Here is a 17,176-nt window from a genome sequence, read left to right on the forward strand (position 1 = left end):
CCAGGCCGGACGTCGACAGGAGACGTTTACATGACGATGACTCAGAGTGCGAATGCAGATTCGCTGGCTCAAAACCTGAAACCCCGCCACGTGCGTATGCTCTCAATTGCGGGCGTGATTGGCGCTGGGCTGTTTGTTGGCTCCGGCCATGCTATTTCTGAAGCGGGCCCCGCTGTGTTGATCTCTTATGCCGCTGCCGGTGCGCTGGTGGTCCTGATTATGCGGATGCTGGCCGAGATGGCCGTCGCCTCACCCGATTCAGGCTCGTTCTCAACCTACGCCGATAAAGCGCTGGGACGCTGGGCCGGATTTACCATCGGCTGGCTCTACTGGTGGTTCTGGGTGCTGGTGATCCCGCTGGAAGCCAATGCGGCGGGAACCATTCTTCATGCCTGGTTCCCCGATGTCGCCATCTGGCAGTTCACGTTTGCTATCACCCTGTTGCTGACCATTACTAATCTGCTCAGCGTGAAAAATTATGGTGAGTTTGAGTTCTGGTTTGCATTGATCAAAGTCGTTGCCATCATCCTGTTCCTGGGCGTGGCAGGTGCGGCAGTGTTTGGTCTGCTGCCTGACAGCAATACCAGCGGCCTGTCGCATCTCTATGACACTCACGGATTTATGCCAAATGGTATCGGCGCGGTAGTGGCTGCCATCCTGACCACCATGTTCTCTTTTATGGGCACAGAAATTGTCACGATTGCCGCCGCAGAGTCGAAGAATCCCGGCAAGCAGATTACTCAGGCGACTAACTCCGTCATCTGGCGTATTGCACTGTTCTATCTGCTGTCGATTTTCTTTGTGGTGGCGCTGGTGCCGTGGAATGCACCAGGGCTGGTTGAACAGGGTTCATGGCAGACGGTGTTACAGGCGATGAACATCCCGCACGCCCGACTGATTGTCGATCTGGTGGTGCTGATGGCGGTGTGCAGTTGTCTTAACTCTGCGCTTTATACCTCATCGCGCATGCTCTACTCTCTGTCACGCCGCAAAGATGCACCGTCGGCTGCCTCACGTACCAATCGCAGCGGCACGCCGTGGATTGCTGTGCTGCTCTCTACCGCGGCTGCATTTCTGGCGGTGATCGCCAATTATCTGGCGCCCAGCGTGGTGTTTGAATTTTTACTGGCCACGTCGGGAGCGATTGCACTGCTGGTCTATCTGGTGATCGCTGCGTCCCACCTGGTGCTGCGTAAAAAGCGCGAGAAAGCGGGTGAAGTCCTGAGTTACCGGATGTGGTTATTTCCTGGCCTGACGTGGGTCACTATCCTGTTTATCGTCACGGTGCTGATAATCATGTTGTTTGATGCGAAACATCAGGCTGAATTACTGGCAACCGGCGGTTTGACGCTGCTGATTATTACCACCAGCCTGGTGCTGCGTCGTAAAAAGGAGAAGCGTCAGAGCACGAAATATTTTACTCAGCGCTCTTCTGACTCTTACTGATCTTCACGCAAGCTTTTTATAAATTAAACCCACCTTTGACAGCAAAGGTGGGTTTTTTTGCATATCAACAGATGCAACGCGTATTAACCCTCGATTATGCAAGGGATTAATAAGATGCACACATTATCTTCTGATGATGAATACGGTAAACTGAATTCCCCGATGCTGACTTAAAAATTTCACAAAAGATACTTCACTGGCTCTTGGTGACTTAATGATAAACCCTGTATGAGCTATGGGTTTATATCTTTAGATTCCATATCACCGTTGCTGCTAAGCTATTGCACTGTCGTTCAGAATAAAACCTCAAGAGAAGCGTTAAAGATAGGTAACGTAAAGTATCCCTTTGCTCTTTTCAGAATTAAACCAGTGCATTTTTACTTCCAGAGGTAATTTGGTCAGCGATTCGGGATTCATCAGGTCAGCAGTAGTGGCCACAGCCTTACCACTGGCGGGATCAAAACAGTCAAACACGACAGGATTTTGTCCGACATTCATATTACATGAACCATTAGTAATGGCTCCGCTGAATGTGAGCATGCCTGAATTTGAATCCGCAATAACCGGTCCGGCCAGGGCAATCAGCAACGTGCTAATGCAGACAGATAAAAAAGATTTCATTGTGCGTCCTCCTGAGTATGTATCACCTGTTATCGGCTCACATTCCCAAAGATTAAGTGCTGAGTGAACGAATAAATGTAAATGTACGAACGCTTAGCCCAATGAAATCCCTTAAAAAACTTTTGTTAAGAATAATCCTAATCCAGCCAGCTAACGAGAGTGTAGACCATCGCTGGATAAATTTTCTTTCTTACATTCATTTTTTATTATGGCCTTGTAGCAGCAAATCACGGCTGCCTGTGACTTAATGACGCTTTGCAATAGTTAACACGCTATTCATAGCGCCTTCGGTTAGTGGAAAAGGTCATGATTAATATGACGGTGGTAAACAGCAGGTAACTCTTCGCGCTTTAGATGTCTTCACTACGCTGCAATTAAAGGCTTCCATTGATCATGATTGAACAGTCAATATAAAAATATCCGAAGAGAATGTCTATTTTACTCAAGCCATTCTCCTGCTGATTAATATTGCCAAAAACATTCAGCTTATTCCAGATACTGGCTGAAACGCAGCAGATAACCATCGGGGTCCTGCACCAGAAACTCCCGCTGACAGGCGGTGGTCTCGCCGATGTCATAGTGGTTGTCCCGAAGCGCCCGAAAGAGCGGAACAGCATGCTGCTGCAAACGCGTCAGCACAGCCTGAACATCATCGACTTCAATCTGGAAATTAATACCCCGCCCCAGCGGCCAGCGCAGATCGGCTATGTTCCAGCCCTGCGGATGGAACTGCTCAATCATCAATTGCACCTCTCCATAGCAGAGGTAAGCAAAATCAGGCTGCTGGCGCTGAATTCTCACACTGAAACCCAGCACCACGGTGTAAAAATGCAGCGAAGCGGTAAAGTCAGTGACGGTCAGTTCTGGCACCATAGGGTTCCAGTAATGGGTTTGATTATCACTCATAGTAAGGTTCCATTTTGATCAGTTACTCGCCCCTCTGATCACCCGTTCTGGATTCTGCTTTGCAGCTCATCCAGCATCAGCCGCAGTGCGGCAGACTGGTGCTCACGCGACAGGTAAAGCCCCCATATGCCGATACGTTGCGGCTCATAATCGGGCAGTAATTTTACCAGCTTCCCTGTATCCAGTGCGTGGCGAGCCTCCTGCTCAGGCACCATCGCTATCCCGCAATGCGCTATCGCCGCGTCACACAATAGTGAAGAGATACCCGCACTGAAATTTCCTCTGACGGCAACCGCGATTTTCTCCCCGCCAGCCGCCGTAAAATGCCAGCTCTGTCCGGCAAAGCGACTGTAGTAGAGGCAGTTATGCTGAGCCAGATCGTCCGGGGTTTCCGGGTTACCCCGCGCCTTAAGATACTCAGGTGAGGCGCAGAGGACCGAGTGGCATTCGCCGAGACGGCGCGCGATCGCCCCCGGCTCTGGCGAGTCGGTGATGCGGATAGCGAGATCGATGCGCTCACCAATCAGGCTTACTGGCTGATTGTTAATTTCGAGCTCAATGCGCAGTGCCGGATAACGCGCCAGAAAATCGGGGATCACCGGGCCGACAAGATGAAGAGCGGTAAAGTGGGCGCAGGCGATGCGAAGCGTTCCGGCCGGGACGCCCTGGGTGGTTTCCTGCTGGATCGCCTCTGAGAGCAGGGCCAGCTGACGGGTTTTTTGCAGGATCGCCTCTCCGGCAGGCGTAAGGGTCAGCTGGCGCGAAGAGCGATGCAGCAGACGCGTTCCCGCCCACTTTTCCATTTCCTCCAGATAACGGCTGACCATCGGGCGAGAGATCCCCAGCGATCGTGAGGCGGCACTCAGGCTGCCCAGTTCACATATCCGGTTGAAAACGGCTGCCGCCGTGACTCTGTCCATCCACTCCACCTGTTCGGATTATGAAACTCAGCATCTCTGATTGCGGGAATTCTAACAGATAGCCAGATGCGTAGAATAGCGCCACTGATACTGAACATCGCCCGTTACGCCTGCCTGAGTCGGGCATTTATCTCTGAGGATCCTCAATGAAAACTACGCTGTTACCTGTGATGCTGGTGCTGGCCTCGGCCTCCACCAGCGCGGCCACCCTGCAACTGCAAATCTATAATCCGCAGGAAAAGGGCATCTTTGCCGTCTCCTCAACGCTGGTTAGTGGGCCAACCGAAGCGATTCTGTTCGATGCCCAGTTCAGCACCCAGGACGGTGAAAAACTGGCAGAGATGATTAAAAAGAGCGGAAAAACGTTAAAGGAAATTGTGATCACTTCTGGCGATCCCGATTTCTACTTTGGTCTGGAGCCAATTGTTAAAGCCTGGCCGGACGTGAAGGTGGTTGCCGCGCCGGCGGTGGTGAAGCATATCCAGCAGACGCATGACGCCAAGCTGAAATACTGGGGTCCACAGATGAAACAGGGCGCGCCGGATAAGGTGTTTGTGCCTGAAGTGACCCATCAGACCCGCTTTAGCGTCGACGGCGAGGTGCTGGAGCTGCGTCATCCGGAGCAATACGCCGCTTATATCTGGATCCCGTCTGCGAGCACCATTCTGGGCGGTACCGCCCTCTCCTCGGGCATTCATGTCTGGACGGCTGACACTCAGACCGCTCAGAGCCGCGCTGAGTGGCGTCATATCCTGACCGAAATGCAGACGCTGAACGCGAAGAACGTGATTCCGGGTCACTATCTCGGTGCCCGTCCGGCCGGTTCACAGGCGGTGGATTTCACCCTGAATTATCTGAAGAGTTTTGAGGCGGCGCTGGCGCAACATAAAACCTCAGCGCAGGTGATTACCGCCATGAAAGCCGACTGGCCGAAACTGGCAGAACCGGCTTCACTTGAACTCAGCGCCAAAGTCAATACCGGCGAGATGAAGTGGTAAATCCCGCTGAGAGGTCAGCTGACTACCGGGTTTGCAACGTTTAAGCAGACCCGGCTGAACCCATTGACCTGATCTGAAGATGCCCGGGCGCTATCTTTTAGCCAGATAGCGCCTGTCATCGCGCGCCTGCAACCGCGCCTCTGCCGGTGTGGGGAAGATATAGTGAAACAGATCGCGGTAAAAACTCAGGTGCTTCAGCAATCCTTCCTGTATGGATCTACTGATGTCTTTGATCAGAAATTCCTGGGTGGTGCTGAAGTTAGTCACGCTAAAAAAGGTTTTGTCATAGACGTTGACCACACCTTCCCATTTCATCACCTGCTCTTCCGGGGAAGCCCCTTCAGAGGCGACAAATATCCCTTTATGGGATTTCACACCCTGTTTGCTGACATAGGTAGTTAACGCATCATAGCCGCGCTTGTTACGCCAGCGACAGAATTCGTAGGGCACATCGTAATGGGGCAGCACAAAGTCCGGACTACGAAAATGTTCATCACCAATTAACCCATCCAGCGTAACCGTGAAATGCAGAAAGTCCTGCAGGAAGTCGAACTGGCGGGTTTTAGTCAGTTTGACATTAATGGTGTAGTGACCTGCATGCACATACCAGTAATTGGTAAAGCCGGTGACCAGAATACAGAACGCCTGCCAGTCACTGAGTCTTCGATCCCCCGCCAGCCCCCTGAAACGACTGATCATCATCCGTGATTTGGGATGCTGATACGCTTTCAGCAGCGGATCGTTCATACCTTTCAGTAACATCAGGCACACTCCTTGATAGATTGCGCTTATCCTGCCACGCCCTGATCAGGGTGAAAAGTGTCGTTGGTCTGAATGTGACCCCCCATTAAAATCTGGCGGGTGGCGTGGAACGGACTATCGGATTGGGGAGAGGGGTTAGCGTTTTAAATTCGTCAGAGAGGGGAAAGCGGAGGCATCGATAATGAAACAGGATGCCAGCCTTACGGGCTGGCCTGTCAGAGCTTCGCGAGCGTCTTCAGCGTTTCTGGGTTCTGCTGCACCATGCGGATCAGTAAAACTGCCTGGGCGTTAGGTCTGGCCCTGCCCTGTTCCCAGTTTTGATATGTCGTTTCACCAGTATGAAGATAATGGGCGAATACGGCCTGGGAGAGGTTCAGTTTTTCGCGTACGTCGCGTAACTCCTGCGGCGCAATAGTTACAGGGGCGCGCTTAGTGACCTTATAACTCTTAAGCGTAATTTTGCCCTCCTGATGATCCTTAAGCTCCTGCATACCCGTCATCAGTTCACTGAAAATATCGCGTTCAGTCATGTCTCAGCCCTTTTTTGATCACATTCAGCGCGGTAGCCAGGACATCACGCTGTTGCGTGGTCAAATCGTCGCGTTAATCTTTATCGATGAATAGTGCGTCCATGTGCTGAGTATTTCCCTGTCCCCAACCTGGGCATACTTTACCCCTGAGTTGGGTGCATTTCAATCAGACCTGATTTTTTCTTCACCACATCAGATGAGTTTCTGCCCTGTTCCCTGCAACCGCACCAGCTCCTGAGTTAACAACGTGACCAGCTTCCGCACTTTATTCGGGATAAAGCGGGCATCGGGGAACACAGCATAAAGATAGCGGTCGGGAAGCCGCCAGTCCGGTAAAACCCGCACCAGTCGGCCGGATGCCAGCGCGTCTGCGCCGATAAGTGTTTGTAACCCACCGATCCCCAGCCCCGCTTCAAGGGCCTGCATCAATGCATCGCTGTTGTTAGAGCGAAAAGCACTTTCCACCGGCACAGACACCCTCGTGGTCGCGGACACCAGCTGCAGCGGCGCATCGGGCGACACGCCGCTAAAACGTATGTGGGGATGGTGCTGCAGGTCACCGGGAGTTTGCGGCGTGCCGTTTCGCGCGATCCACTCAGGGGAAGCCACCAGCACGGTTTCAACCGTGGTGAGTGAACGGGCAGCCAGTGTGGCGGGCGGCGATTCGCTGAGGCGGATTGCCACATCAACACCTTCACCAATGAGATCCGACAGGCGATCCTCCAGCGCAATATTCAGACGCAGTGCGGGATGCGCCTGCTGGAATGCAACCAGATGCGCCATAAGCCGCTGCCCGATGCCGCTCGGTAGTTGCATATAGAGTTTGCCGTGAAGAGGCTGCGACTCAGGCCGTAGTTGCTGCTCCAGCTCTTCCATCGCGCTGAGCAGCTGCCTGACCTGCTGCAGATAATGCTGACCCTGCTCCGTCAGCGCCATTTTTCGTGTGGTGCGGTGCAGCAACACGACCCCCAGCGCCTCTTCAAGCGCGGCGATCTGCTGGCTTACTGCCGACTGCTTCATGCCGTTTTGCCGGGCCGCCGCCGAAAAAGATCCCGCTTCCGCCACCCGGATGAAGGTCTGAATCGCATTCAGTTTGTTCTGCATTTATTGATTTTCCTGATAAGTGACATCCGGTTCAGGGGATTTAATCAGAAATAAACGCAGGTGAGAATGCAGCTTCTCTCTTAACAGGGCAATGATCATGAAAACGACGCAGGATAAGAAGGTTGCGCTGGTGGCGGGTGCCAGCGGGATTGTCGGTCAGCAACTGAGTCAGGCGCTGGTAGCAGACCACTGGCAGGTCAAAGCACTGACGCATCGGTCAGACTATGCAGTCAGCGGCACAGAGGTGATTGCGGTTGATCTGCGCGATAGCCAGCAGTGCCAGCAACGGCTGGCATCACTCACCGACGTCACGCATATCTTTTACAGCGCCTGGCTGAACGCTTCTGACTGGGGAACGATGGTCGGGCCGAATCTTGCCATGCTGCAAAATCTGGTTCAGACCATGGAGGATGTCGCCCCACTTGAGCATGTCAGTCTGATGCAGGGATACAAAGTGTATGGCGCCCATCTCGGACGCTTTAAAACGCCGGCGCGGGAAAGCGATCCTGGTGTACCGGGTGCTGAGTTTAACGCCGCGCAGCTGAACTGGCTGACCGCACAACAGCAAGGTAAAGCCTGGCACTGGAGTGCGCTGCGGCCCGGTGTGGTCGGCAGTGACAGGCCGGGCAACAGCATGAACCTGGCGCTGAGCCTGGCGCTGTACGCTTCAATCTGTCGCGCGGCGCGGCTGCCCTTACGCTTTCCCGGTTCGCCGGAAACCTGGCACAGTATGGTCGATTTTACCGATGCCACTCTGCTGGCCGACGCGACGATCTGGGCCGCGCGTACTCCAGACGCACGCAATCAGGCCTTTAATATCAATAATGGCGATCTCTGGCGCTGGAGTGAGCTATGGCCGGTCATTGCAGCGTGGTTTGAACTGGAGATCGCGCCGCCGGTTTCGCTGTCGTTCCGGCAACTATTTCAGGATTATCGTGCGCTGTGGCGGGAAATCGCCGCTGCCGACGCGCTGCTCCAGCCCGATATTCTGGCGCTCAGTGATGGTGTCTTCGCTGATTTTGTTTTTGGCTGGGATTACGACATGTTTGGCGACGGCAGCAAGCTGCGGCGGGCGGGATTCCACGGTTATCGCGCAACGGATAAGATGTTCTGCGATCTGTTTGCCCGCTTCCGGGCGGCCCGGATCATTCCGTGATGATCCGCTGATTACCGATGCAGAGAGCAGCAAAGTCGCTCTCTGCATCGGGCCAGCATTAGCGCCCTTTCTTCTTACGTCCCGGCTGGACAAAGCGCTTGCGTGAGGCACCGTTAGCATCCGCTTTTTCAGCGGGTTTCGCCGCACTCTTCTGCGGTTTTTTAGCGGCGGCCGGTTTCGCCGGAGCTTTAGCTTTCTTCGCTGGTTTATCTTCTGAAGAGGAGTTCTCCAGTAGTTTAAACAGCTCAACGAGTTCGTCGTCAGTGAGATCGCGCCATTCCCCCAGCGGCAATCCCTTGAGATTGACGTTCATGATGCGGGTGCGCTCAAGCTTCGTCACTTCAAAGCCAAAATGCTTACACATACGGCGGATCTGGCGATTCAGCCCCTGGACCAGCGTGATGCGGAAGACAAACGGTGCTTCTTTCTTCACTTTGCACTTTTTGGTCACCGTGCCCAGCATCGGCACGCCCGCGCTCATTCCGGCAATAAACTCATCGGTGATCGGCTTGTCGACCGTAACGACATACTCTTTTTCGTGATTGTTACCGGCCCGCAGTATTTTGTTGACCAGATCACCGTGATTGGTAAGGAAAATCAGCCCCTGAGAATCTTTGTCGAGTCGGCCAATCGGGAAGACGCGCTTGCTGTGATTGACGAAATCGCTGATGTTATCGCGCTCGCCCTCTTCCATGGTGGTGATAATCCCCACCGGCTTATTCAGGGCAATCAGCACCAGATCGTCTTCATCGCGCGGCTCGATAAGCTGACCATTGACCTTCACCACATCGCCTGCAAATACCTGCGCGCCTACAGTGGCGCGTTTGCCGTTAATGAAAACGTTGCCCTGCTCGATGTAACGATCGGCGTCACGACGGGAGCAGATGCCGCTCTCGCTGATGTATTTATTAAGACGAGTTGATGAGTCAGTCAGCATGATTCCTCCAAAAAACGCGGACTATACCTTACCGGCGGAGGCTTGCGAAGTCTTTGCACCGGAAACTTTTGCCGCAAATTGCCAGCCCGATGATTGTCCGCAATTACAGGTCAATTTCCATCGCCATACAGCGCAACGCGCAGCCCGCCAGCTTTGACGGATAAAGACTTTCTCCCAGCTGCCGGAAGCCATGCTGCTGATAAAAGCTCACGGCGTTCGGCGTTGACTCGAGCGTCAATCGGCGATAGCCACGCTGCAGCGCCTCCGCTTTAATGGTGTCGATGATCAGCCCCGCCATTCCCTGTCCGGCGAAGCCGGGCAGCGTAAAAATGGCTTCAACGCTCGCGGCGGCGAGATCCAGCGATCCCATAGCAACCGGTACGCCGTCCGGGCCATCAATCACGAAGAAGGGATTCACGCGGATCATCGCGGGAAAACTGGCGGGCATGCGGTCCGGCGTCCAGGCGGCAAGGACATCGGATGGATAGACATGCTGGCAGCCATGACGGATGGCCAGATTTCTGATGTTCCATAAATGGTGCGCCTCTTCGGGCGATGCCTGTCTGACAATCATAGTGCCCTCCGGCTCCTGAACAGAGCCGCTACGTTATCACATCGCTTTGCGGCTATCTGCGAATACCGCCGGGTTCAGATGCCCCTGGCCTCGCCGCAGTTACGCGCGGTCATGAAGCGCTGCTGCATCAGCAACCGGACTGTTTCTGTGTTGCTGCATTTGCAACAGCTCGCTTATGCAAAACTGGATTTTAATCCTTTAACTTCAATTGTTTAATGTCTGGCATGGTTACTGCTTGGTCTTTTCTTTTATATCTGAAAGTTTGGAAGAATTAACTGTTCCATTAATCCAGCTATATGCCAGGAGAAAACCATGTCACTGAACCAACCTTTACAGTTCGCCTACTGGGTGCCGAATGTCTCGGGCGGACTGGTGATCAGTCAGATAGAGCAGCGTACCCGCTGGGATGCCGAATACAACCGCAAACTGGCGCAGATCGCTGAACAGGCGGGTTTTGATTACGCGCTGACGCAGATTCGCTTTACTGCCGGATATGGCGCAGATAATCAGCATGAATCGGTCACATTCTCGCAGGATTTACTTAGTCACACCTCGAAATTAAAAGTGATTGCCGCTCTGCTTCCCGGCCCGTGGAATCCGGTATTGGCGGCAAAGCAGATTGCCACTATCAGCCATCTTTATGGTCCACGCATCGCCGTTAATATTGTCAGCGGCTGGTTCCGGGGCGAGTTCAAGGCAATTGGTGAACCCTGGCTCGATCATGAAGAGCGCTATCTGCGTTCAGAAGAGTTTATTCGCTGCCTGCGCGGCATCTGGCGTGAAGAGAGTTTTAGCTTTGCCGGCGATTTTTATCGCTTCCGCGATTACGTGATGAAACCCAAGCCGTTGTCACCGCTCCCGGAAATTTTCCAGGGTGGCAGTTCACGCGCGGCGCGCGACATGGCCGCCAGGGTGTCAGACTGGTATTTTACCAACGGTAATACCCCGGACGGTGTCCGTCTGCAGGTCGCGGATATCCGTGAAAAAGCCGGACGTCATCAGCATCAGGTCAGAATCGGGCTGAACGGTTTTGTGATTGCCCGCGAGAGCGAACAGCAGGCGCAGGCGGTGCTTCATGAGATCATCAGCAAAGCCAACCCGGATGCGGTAAAAGGCTTTCAGCATGAGGTCAAAAATGCTGGCAGTGCCTCACCCGAAGGAGAGGGGAACTGGGCGAAATCGTCGTTTGAGGATCTGGTGCAGTACAACGACGGCTTTAAAACCAATCTGATTGGCACACCGCAGCAGATTGCTGAACGCATTATCGAACTGAAGCAGGCCGGTGTGGATCTGCTGCTGCTGGCATTTCTGCACTTTCATGAAGAGGTCGAATTCTTTGGCCGCGAAGTGATACCGCGGGTCCGCGAACTGGAGGCGCAGGCTTTGATCGAAGCGTGAAAAAGGTACGCCACAGAACAGAGTTATACCCGACTGCATCCGGGGTGTGATGAACGCTCAGATCTGCTGCAACGTCGCCCGCCGCTATCATTATGAGAGCGACAGACAACGTCTGCAGGGCTTTTCACTCCGCAAAGCAGATCGGTTAAAAGCGGGCGTTAAGCCCGACGTTCCATGTCACCTGATGCATGTCGCTGTTGCCTGTTACCGCCGAGACGCCCGCAAAGGCATTCACCGAGGTGCCAAGCGGCACGCTCGCACCCACCGCCATATCGATCCAGTTATCATCACTGGAATCGCTGCTGCGGGTAAAGGCGGTGCGGGTCGATTTCAGTCCGGCGGTGACCGCCGAATCGCTGTCACCAAACTGGTGGTTGTAGCTGACCTGCGCCCAGGGATTGATCAGCAAATCTTTGCTGTCGATACGCCAGCCCACTGCGCCGATTTGAGAGTGCAGCGTCTGGTCGCCAAAGCGCATTGAGGTGCTGCTGTTGCCCTCCTCTTTATAGCCATCGACCTGGGTGTAGTCGAGCGCATAGCTGGCCACCGGGCCAGTAGAAACATAGCTACCCAGCGGCAAATCCCAGCCGGTCTGCAGCCGCATTCCCAGCACCTTACCGTTGCTGTTGCCCTTTTCCGTGCGGGTCGCCGGTCCCAGCCTGATCTGACGCTCAATATCATCAAAGTCGAGATCCGCATAATGGGCGTCCGCATTAATCCATCCCCGATCGAGATAATTCAACTGACTCCAGAGCGCCACCAGATTGCCGCGTAAACGGTAATCAAAGCGCGACGAGGGATCCTGACGTTGCGAGGTCGTAGAGAGCATGGCACCGGCCTGCCAGTGATCGGTCAGCTGATAGCCCACACCCACGGTACCACTGGCGCTGGTCGCATCGCCATCCTGCAGGCTGTCGCCGCGGAAATCACGCTGCTGCCCGGCATAACCGCCGAAAACCGTAAATTCCCCGGCGTTAGCGGACTGCTGACGCTGCTGCTGCAGATGTCCATCCAGCGTATTATGCGCATCGCCCACCAGCATCGACGGCGCCCGACTCAGCGCAGCTACCTGCAGCGGCGCATTCAGCACCGACTGAATGTAATCGGCGATCAGCGCATGGACCGCCGGGCTGGGATGCAGTCTGTCTGCAAACAGATACTGCTGTGACTGCGAAAATCCTGTCGTCGAGGAGGTGCAGTCCATCGCCGAGACACCGGTTGGACAGGCCATTCCGGCCGTATTCGTGAGTCCATACAAGCCCGGATTATCGATTACCTCATTAAACAGGCCATTGATATCCACCCGCGCGATGTTCCCGCGTGCGGTCACCAGCCCCTGCTCTTCAGCCTGGTTGTAACGGTCGGTGAGTGTCGCCGCCTCCTGACTCAGTAACTGCCAGGCGGCAATCAGCTGCTGCGCAATGGCATCCCGGATCAGCGGGATTGAAGAGATTTGTCCGGCCGCCTCGCCAAGCGCGGTTTCAATCGCCTGCTCTCTTGCGGCACGGTCAGGCGTAGTGGTGGTGCTCAGCGACTGAAACAGCGCCGCCGTGGCAGGTTGTGCCGCTGGACCAAGCACCTGCAGAATCGCCTGCAGCAGGGCGGGCGTTGCACCTACATTAGGCACCGTCGGAACAATCACCGTTCCGGCTCCGGCATCCAGCAACCGGCTGACCTGTGAGGCCGCTGCACTGGCGCTGTTATCCACTATCTGCCGGGCAGCGAGGGGGGCAAGAGCCGCCGCCGCTAAATCATTGCCGCCAATCCAGTGAATATAGAGACCATCCGAATCAGCCCGTCCGCCTCGCGCCGCAAGGTAGCTATCAAGCTGATCCTGAGTGTTAAACAGGGGATTAATCGCAGGTACCGCAACTGCGCCACCTTCGGCATAGTTGCTTCCACCCTGCGATGAAGGGCGCAGGTTATCACCCAGCGACTGCGCTACGATCTCGTCATAGAGCGGATGGGTCGCGCCATCATAGGTAAAGCGCCCGACGTTCCCGCCATCACTCAGGCTATCGCCAAAGACGGTGAGGTCGCTCCAGGCCATCGCAGGGAGCGGCGACAGCAGGCTCAGGGTGGCACAGCAGAAAAGGTATTGCGCGTGAAGGGGTTTCATCAGCAGCTCCGCACAAATCAAATGAAAGTCAGTATGAGTAAGAACCGCACCGGCTGGCGCAGCAAGCTGTAAGCGTAGACGGCTGAGGAAAGGGGTGGCAGAAAATACGGGATCGCGCTCGCAAAGCGGAGAAATTTGACTTAAAGATCAGCCCTGCTGGTTCAGGTGAAATACCGTGAACCCACCACGGCGTCGTTACACTGGCTACTTTTTGCTGGCGGGTTTCAGTCCGCGATTAAGATCCTGTAACCGTTTCATCGTCTTAACGGTGCGCTGTGGCAGCGTTGAGGCAACGGACAGGATCAGCATCTCCAGACAGACCATAATCGTGCCGTGCAGGGGAATGCGTCCCTTCTCGCCGCCACGCGGCACATTGATTACGACATCCGCCTCGCGGGCGAAAAAGGAGTCGGTGGCGTTGGTCAGCAGAATTATCGGTATATCCAGCCGCTTCGCTTCGCGCACCACGGTTGTCCCTTCCCGGTGCGCCGACTGCTGCGCCATCATGATCAGCACGTCGCCACGCTGTAGCGCCAGCATCTGCTCTGCCAGTGCAATACCGGCACGGTTAAGGGAAAAGGCGGGCAGCCCGATACGGTTGAGCAGCCGCACGCTGTAGTCCGCCAGAATACCAGAGGCGTTGATGCCGAAAATAGCGACCTGCCGCGCTTCGCCCAGCAGCGCCACGCTATCCGCTACCGCCACCCGATTCTGCGGCTGCGACAGCACCTCACAGGCGTGCCGGTGGCCCTCCAGCACAAAGTCGATGGCGCTGTTCACATCGCTGGTCACCTCACTGACAGTGGTGATCATCTTATCTTCAGAGGTCAGTGACGGGCCAAACCAGGCCTTAAGTGACTGCTTGAGGTCGCGCAGCCCGCTGAAGCCCAGCGCCTGAATCGCGCGGATTACAGTGGCATCAGAGGTGTGATTCGCCACAGCGATCTCCATCGCGGTGCTCTCCAGCACCGTTTCCCGCTGTTGATCGATATAACGCGCCACCGCCAGCAGGCGGGGTGAAAGCTGCTTTTCACGGGCGCGAAGGCGCTCTGCCACCACATCCACTCTGTTTTTAACGGGCCTGCTCTGTTTCATGCTGCACCTGCAACTGGAGTTAACGTGTGAAAAGGCTCATCGCTGGTCTGGCTAAATGGATAGTTTCAGGGCCGGGAGATGTAGTAAAAGCGTCACGCTGTTTTATATTTCACCTGCAGAAGATATGGATTTAACCAAACCCCTCACCTCCCCATGAAAATATATTGATTATTTTCAATTAAATAAAATTGCCAGCCAATCTTTTTGTGGCGATAAACGATACGGCAAAAATGTAGTCAATTCTATACAAATTATGTTTACTACTACAATAGCGGATGTTTGAATGATTCTCAATTACAGATGAGAAAGGTTGTCGTCCGGGAGACTAAATGATGTCTGACCCCTGATGCGATTCTCCTCTGCTTAAAGCGCTGCATATGCAGACCACCTCCAGGGAAGCCCTGAGTGACAGACCGTCATGCAGGGCGTATTAGCTTCAGAAACTGTCAGTTACAGACACCAAAAGAAAAATGAAAAACAAAGACTCACGATATCCGGCCCGGCACCCCGCTCTGGTCGTGGCAATCTGCAGCAGCATCATGCTGCCACAGGTCAATGCAGCAACCGACAGCGCCCCGGATATGACCGTGACCGCGGATGCCAGTTCAGAGGGAAATTACAGCGCCAGCCAGAGTAGCGTTGCCAGTAAAATGCCGACCGCGCGGCTTGATGAGGCGCAGTCTGTCAGCGTGGTGACGCAGCAGCAACTGGACGATTACCAGGCAAGCTCACTGGCGGATGCGATGCGCTTTGTCAGCGGTGTGACCGAAGCCAACACGCTGGCTGGCACTGAAGATGGCTTTGTCCGACGCGGATTTGGCAGCAACGCCGATGGCTCCATCTACCGGGATGGTATCCGCAGCAGTCAGGGATTGAATTTCGATGCCACGACCGAGCGGGTTGAGGTGTTGAAAGGCTCCTCCTCGCTGCTCTACGGCATTCAGAATCCGGGCGGCATTATCAATGTGGTCAGCAAAAAGCCGCAATACAGCTGGCACTCCAGCGTCAGCGGACGTTACGCCAGTGAAGGTGGCGGTGCAGGCACGCTGGATGTCACCGGTCCGCTGGGCAACGGTTTCGCCTTCCGCCTGATCGCCGAAAAGCAGAATCAGGATTACTGGCGCAACTTTGGCAGTGAAGAGCACACACTGCTGGCACCCTCTCTGCAATGGTATGGCGAGCAGGCAAGTTTTCTGATCAGCTATGCCGACTACCGCTATGACATTCCCTACGATCGCGGCACGGCCTTTATCGACGGCAATCCAATCGACATCGGTTATAAAGATCGGCTGGATGACAAAGCCAATCACGCCTGGGGCCATAACAAAACCCTGAATGCCCACTATGACTGGCAGTTTAATGATGAGTGGCGAACCCGGTTAACCCTGGGCTGGAACCAGCGGCGCTATGATAACAATGAAGTGCGCGTGACGGCGGTGAACGCCAGCAGTGGCGTGGTCACACGTCGCGCCGATGCCAATCGCGGGTTTAACCACAAAACCAAATATCTGAGCTGGGATCTGCTGGGCAACCCCGAAATTCTGGGTATGCAGCACGCGCTGGTGGTGGGCACCGACTATGAGATGAACCAGACTTATCGTGCCCATCAGTATCAGGGCAAGGTCAACCGCCAGTTCAACTATTACTCGCCTGAATATGACCTGCTGTCACCGGTCACCGACGCCAGCACGGAAAACACCAGCGGAGCCAATAACCTGAACCGCATTCATAGCCGGTCGCTCTACGCCAAAGACAGCATTTCTCTGTCACCCGACTGGATTGTGGTGGTTGGCGGTCGTTATCAGCATTATGAACAGCGCGCCTCGCGCGGATTTAATCCGCAGGTGGAAACCCTGAATGATGAGGGTAATAAGTTTCTGCCGCAGGCGGGGGTGATCTACAAACTCACACCTGATCTCTCTTTCTACACCAGCGTCAGTAAGTCGTTCACCCCGTCAACCGACGTAGATGATGAGGGCAATGTCGGCAAACCGGAACAGGGCACCAGCTGGGAAGTTGGCAGTAAATGGCAACTCTCGCCGAAACTGTTCGCCACCGTCGCGCTCTATCGGATAGACGAAAAAGCGATGTCGCTGAATATTAATGGCAGCACGCGGGCCATTGATAAAGCCCGATCGACCGGCGCTGAGTTTGAGCTGAACGGCGAAATTTCACCCGGCTGGGATTTGAGTGCGAACTACAGCTATGATCAGGCAGAGATCGTTAATGACCGGGTTAATCCGGATAACAATGGCAATCGTCTGCAGAATGCGCCGCGCCATGCCGGTGCGCTCTATCTCAGTCATGAGATGCAAATCAGCAGCCTGCCCGGCTCGTTCCGGCTCGGTGGCGGTGCACGCTATGTCGGCAGCCGTGCGGGCGATCCCGATAACAGTTTCACCCTGCCCGACTATGTGGTGGCAGACAGTTTTGTGGCATGGAACAACCGCCTGTTCGGTGAAAAAACGCAGCTGCGTCTGAACATCAATAACCTGTTTAACCAGCACTATTACAGTTCAAGCGGCGGCAACCTGCGCGTCCGTGAAGGTGAAACCCGCAACCTGATGGTACAGGCCCGTGTTGAATTTTAAATCGCTGCGCTGTGCGTTA

15 protein-coding genes are annotated in these 17,176 nt (G+C 54.6%); 5 read left to right on the forward strand and 10 right to left on the reverse strand.

What is annotated here, in order from left to right; genetic code table 11:
- Positions 1-30 precede the first annotated feature (30 nt).
- On the forward strand, positions 31-1,446 hold the full coding sequence (gabP, locus tag NR195_RS01185) for a GABA permease (protein WP_045140002.1): 1,416 nt from the start codon (positions 31-33) through the stop codon (positions 1,444-1,446).
- Between the two features lie 318 nt (positions 1,447-1,764).
- Here the strand turns inward: gabP and NR195_RS01190 are convergent, their stop codons facing one another.
- The 3 genes from NR195_RS01190 to NR195_RS01200 all read right to left on the reverse strand — a co-directional run bounded on the left by NR195_RS01190 (position 1,765) and on the right by NR195_RS01200 (position 3,893).
- Positions 1,765-2,067, reverse strand: coding sequence for a type 1 fimbrial protein (locus NR195_RS01190; RefSeq protein ID WP_256843929.1), 303 nt, complete (start codon positions 2,065-2,067; stop codon positions 1,765-1,767).
- 486 nt (positions 2,068-2,553) lie between these two features.
- Positions 2,554-2,973: a VOC family protein gene (locus NR195_RS01195; protein WP_256843930.1), complete on the reverse strand. Its 420-nt coding sequence runs from the start codon at positions 2,971-2,973 to the stop codon at positions 2,554-2,556.
- A gap of 38 nt (positions 2,974-3,011) precedes the next feature.
- On the reverse strand, positions 3,012-3,893 hold the full coding sequence (locus tag NR195_RS01200) for a LysR family transcriptional regulator (protein WP_157353268.1): 882 nt from the start codon (positions 3,891-3,893) through the stop codon (positions 3,012-3,014).
- Between the two features lie 146 nt (positions 3,894-4,039).
- On the opposite strand from NR195_RS01200, the gene NR195_RS01205 reads away from it, so the two are divergent.
- On the forward strand, positions 4,040-4,891 hold the full coding sequence (locus NR195_RS01205) for a Vmh family MBL fold metallo-hydrolase (protein ID WP_256843931.1): 852 nt from the start codon (positions 4,040-4,042) through the stop codon (positions 4,889-4,891).
- 90 nt (positions 4,892-4,981) lie between these two features.
- Here NR195_RS01205 and NR195_RS01210 read toward each other — a convergent pair whose 3' ends face one another.
- From NR195_RS01210 to NR195_RS01220, 3 genes are all read right to left on the reverse strand, one after another.
- Complete coding sequence (locus NR195_RS01210; protein WP_256843932.1) at positions 4,982-5,653, reverse strand: hypothetical protein; 672 nt, start codon at positions 5,651-5,653, stop codon at positions 4,982-4,984.
- A gap of 215 nt (positions 5,654-5,868) precedes the next feature.
- Positions 5,869-6,183: a DNA-binding transcriptional regulator gene (locus NR195_RS01215; protein WP_069026836.1), complete on the reverse strand. Its 315-nt coding sequence runs from the start codon at positions 6,181-6,183 to the stop codon at positions 5,869-5,871.
- A gap of 192 nt (positions 6,184-6,375) precedes the next feature.
- Positions 6,376-7,287, reverse strand: coding sequence for a LysR family transcriptional regulator (locus tag NR195_RS01220; protein ID WP_256843933.1), 912 nt, complete (start codon positions 7,285-7,287; stop codon positions 6,376-6,378).
- A 97-nt stretch (positions 7,288-7,384) separates the two neighbouring features.
- On the opposite strand from NR195_RS01220, the gene NR195_RS01225 reads away from it, so the two are divergent.
- Positions 7,385-8,443 carry an SDR family oxidoreductase gene (locus NR195_RS01225; protein WP_033761113.1) on the forward strand — a complete coding sequence of 353 codons (1,059 nt, stop codon included), beginning with the start codon at positions 7,385-7,387 and terminating at the stop codon, positions 8,441-8,443.
- Positions 8,444-8,501: 58 nt separating this feature from the next.
- On the opposite strand, the gene rluF is transcribed toward NR195_RS01225, so the two are convergent.
- The gene (rluF, locus tag NR195_RS01230; RefSeq protein ID WP_033768811.1) at positions 8,502-9,380 is read right to left on the reverse strand and encodes a 23S rRNA pseudouridine(2604) synthase RluF; all 879 of its coding nucleotides are present in this window, start codon (positions 9,378-9,380) and stop codon (positions 8,502-8,504) included.
- A gap of 103 nt (positions 9,381-9,483) precedes the next feature.
- A complete protein-coding gene (locus NR195_RS01235) occupies positions 9,484-9,954 on the reverse strand; it encodes a GNAT family N-acetyltransferase (protein WP_256843934.1) in 471 nt (156 codons plus the stop codon).
- A gap of 312 nt (positions 9,955-10,266) precedes the next feature.
- Between NR195_RS01235 and sfnG the strand changes: the two genes are divergently transcribed.
- Positions 10,267-11,352 (forward strand): dimethylsulfone monooxygenase SfnG, encoded by a 1,086-nt coding sequence (gene sfnG / locus NR195_RS01240; protein ID WP_010246924.1) that lies wholly within the window; start codon positions 10,267-10,269, stop codon positions 11,350-11,352.
- A gap of 145 nt (positions 11,353-11,497) precedes the next feature.
- Here the strand turns inward: sfnG and NR195_RS01245 are convergent, their stop codons facing one another.
- Both NR195_RS01245 and NR195_RS01250 read right to left on the reverse strand, forming a co-directional pair.
- A complete protein-coding gene (locus NR195_RS01245; protein ID WP_256843935.1) occupies positions 11,498-13,471 on the reverse strand; it encodes an autotransporter outer membrane beta-barrel domain-containing protein in 1,974 nt (657 codons plus the stop codon).
- A 204-nt stretch (positions 13,472-13,675) separates the two neighbouring features.
- Entirely contained in the window at positions 13,676-14,566 is an 891-nt protein-coding gene (locus NR195_RS01250; protein WP_115764768.1) for a MurR/RpiR family transcriptional regulator, read from the reverse strand.
- Positions 14,567-15,036: 470 nt separating this feature from the next.
- Between NR195_RS01250 and NR195_RS01255 the strand changes: the two genes are divergently transcribed.
- Complete coding sequence (locus NR195_RS01255) at positions 15,037-17,157, forward strand: TonB-dependent siderophore receptor (RefSeq protein ID WP_256843936.1); 2,121 nt, start codon at positions 15,037-15,039, stop codon at positions 17,155-17,157.
- Positions 17,158-17,176 lie beyond the last annotated feature (19 nt).

The organism is Pantoea sp. Ft-CA_14 (assembly GCF_024520875.1).
Classification (GTDB): domain Bacteria; phylum Pseudomonadota; class Gammaproteobacteria; order Enterobacterales; family Enterobacteriaceae; genus Pantoea; species Pantoea agglomerans.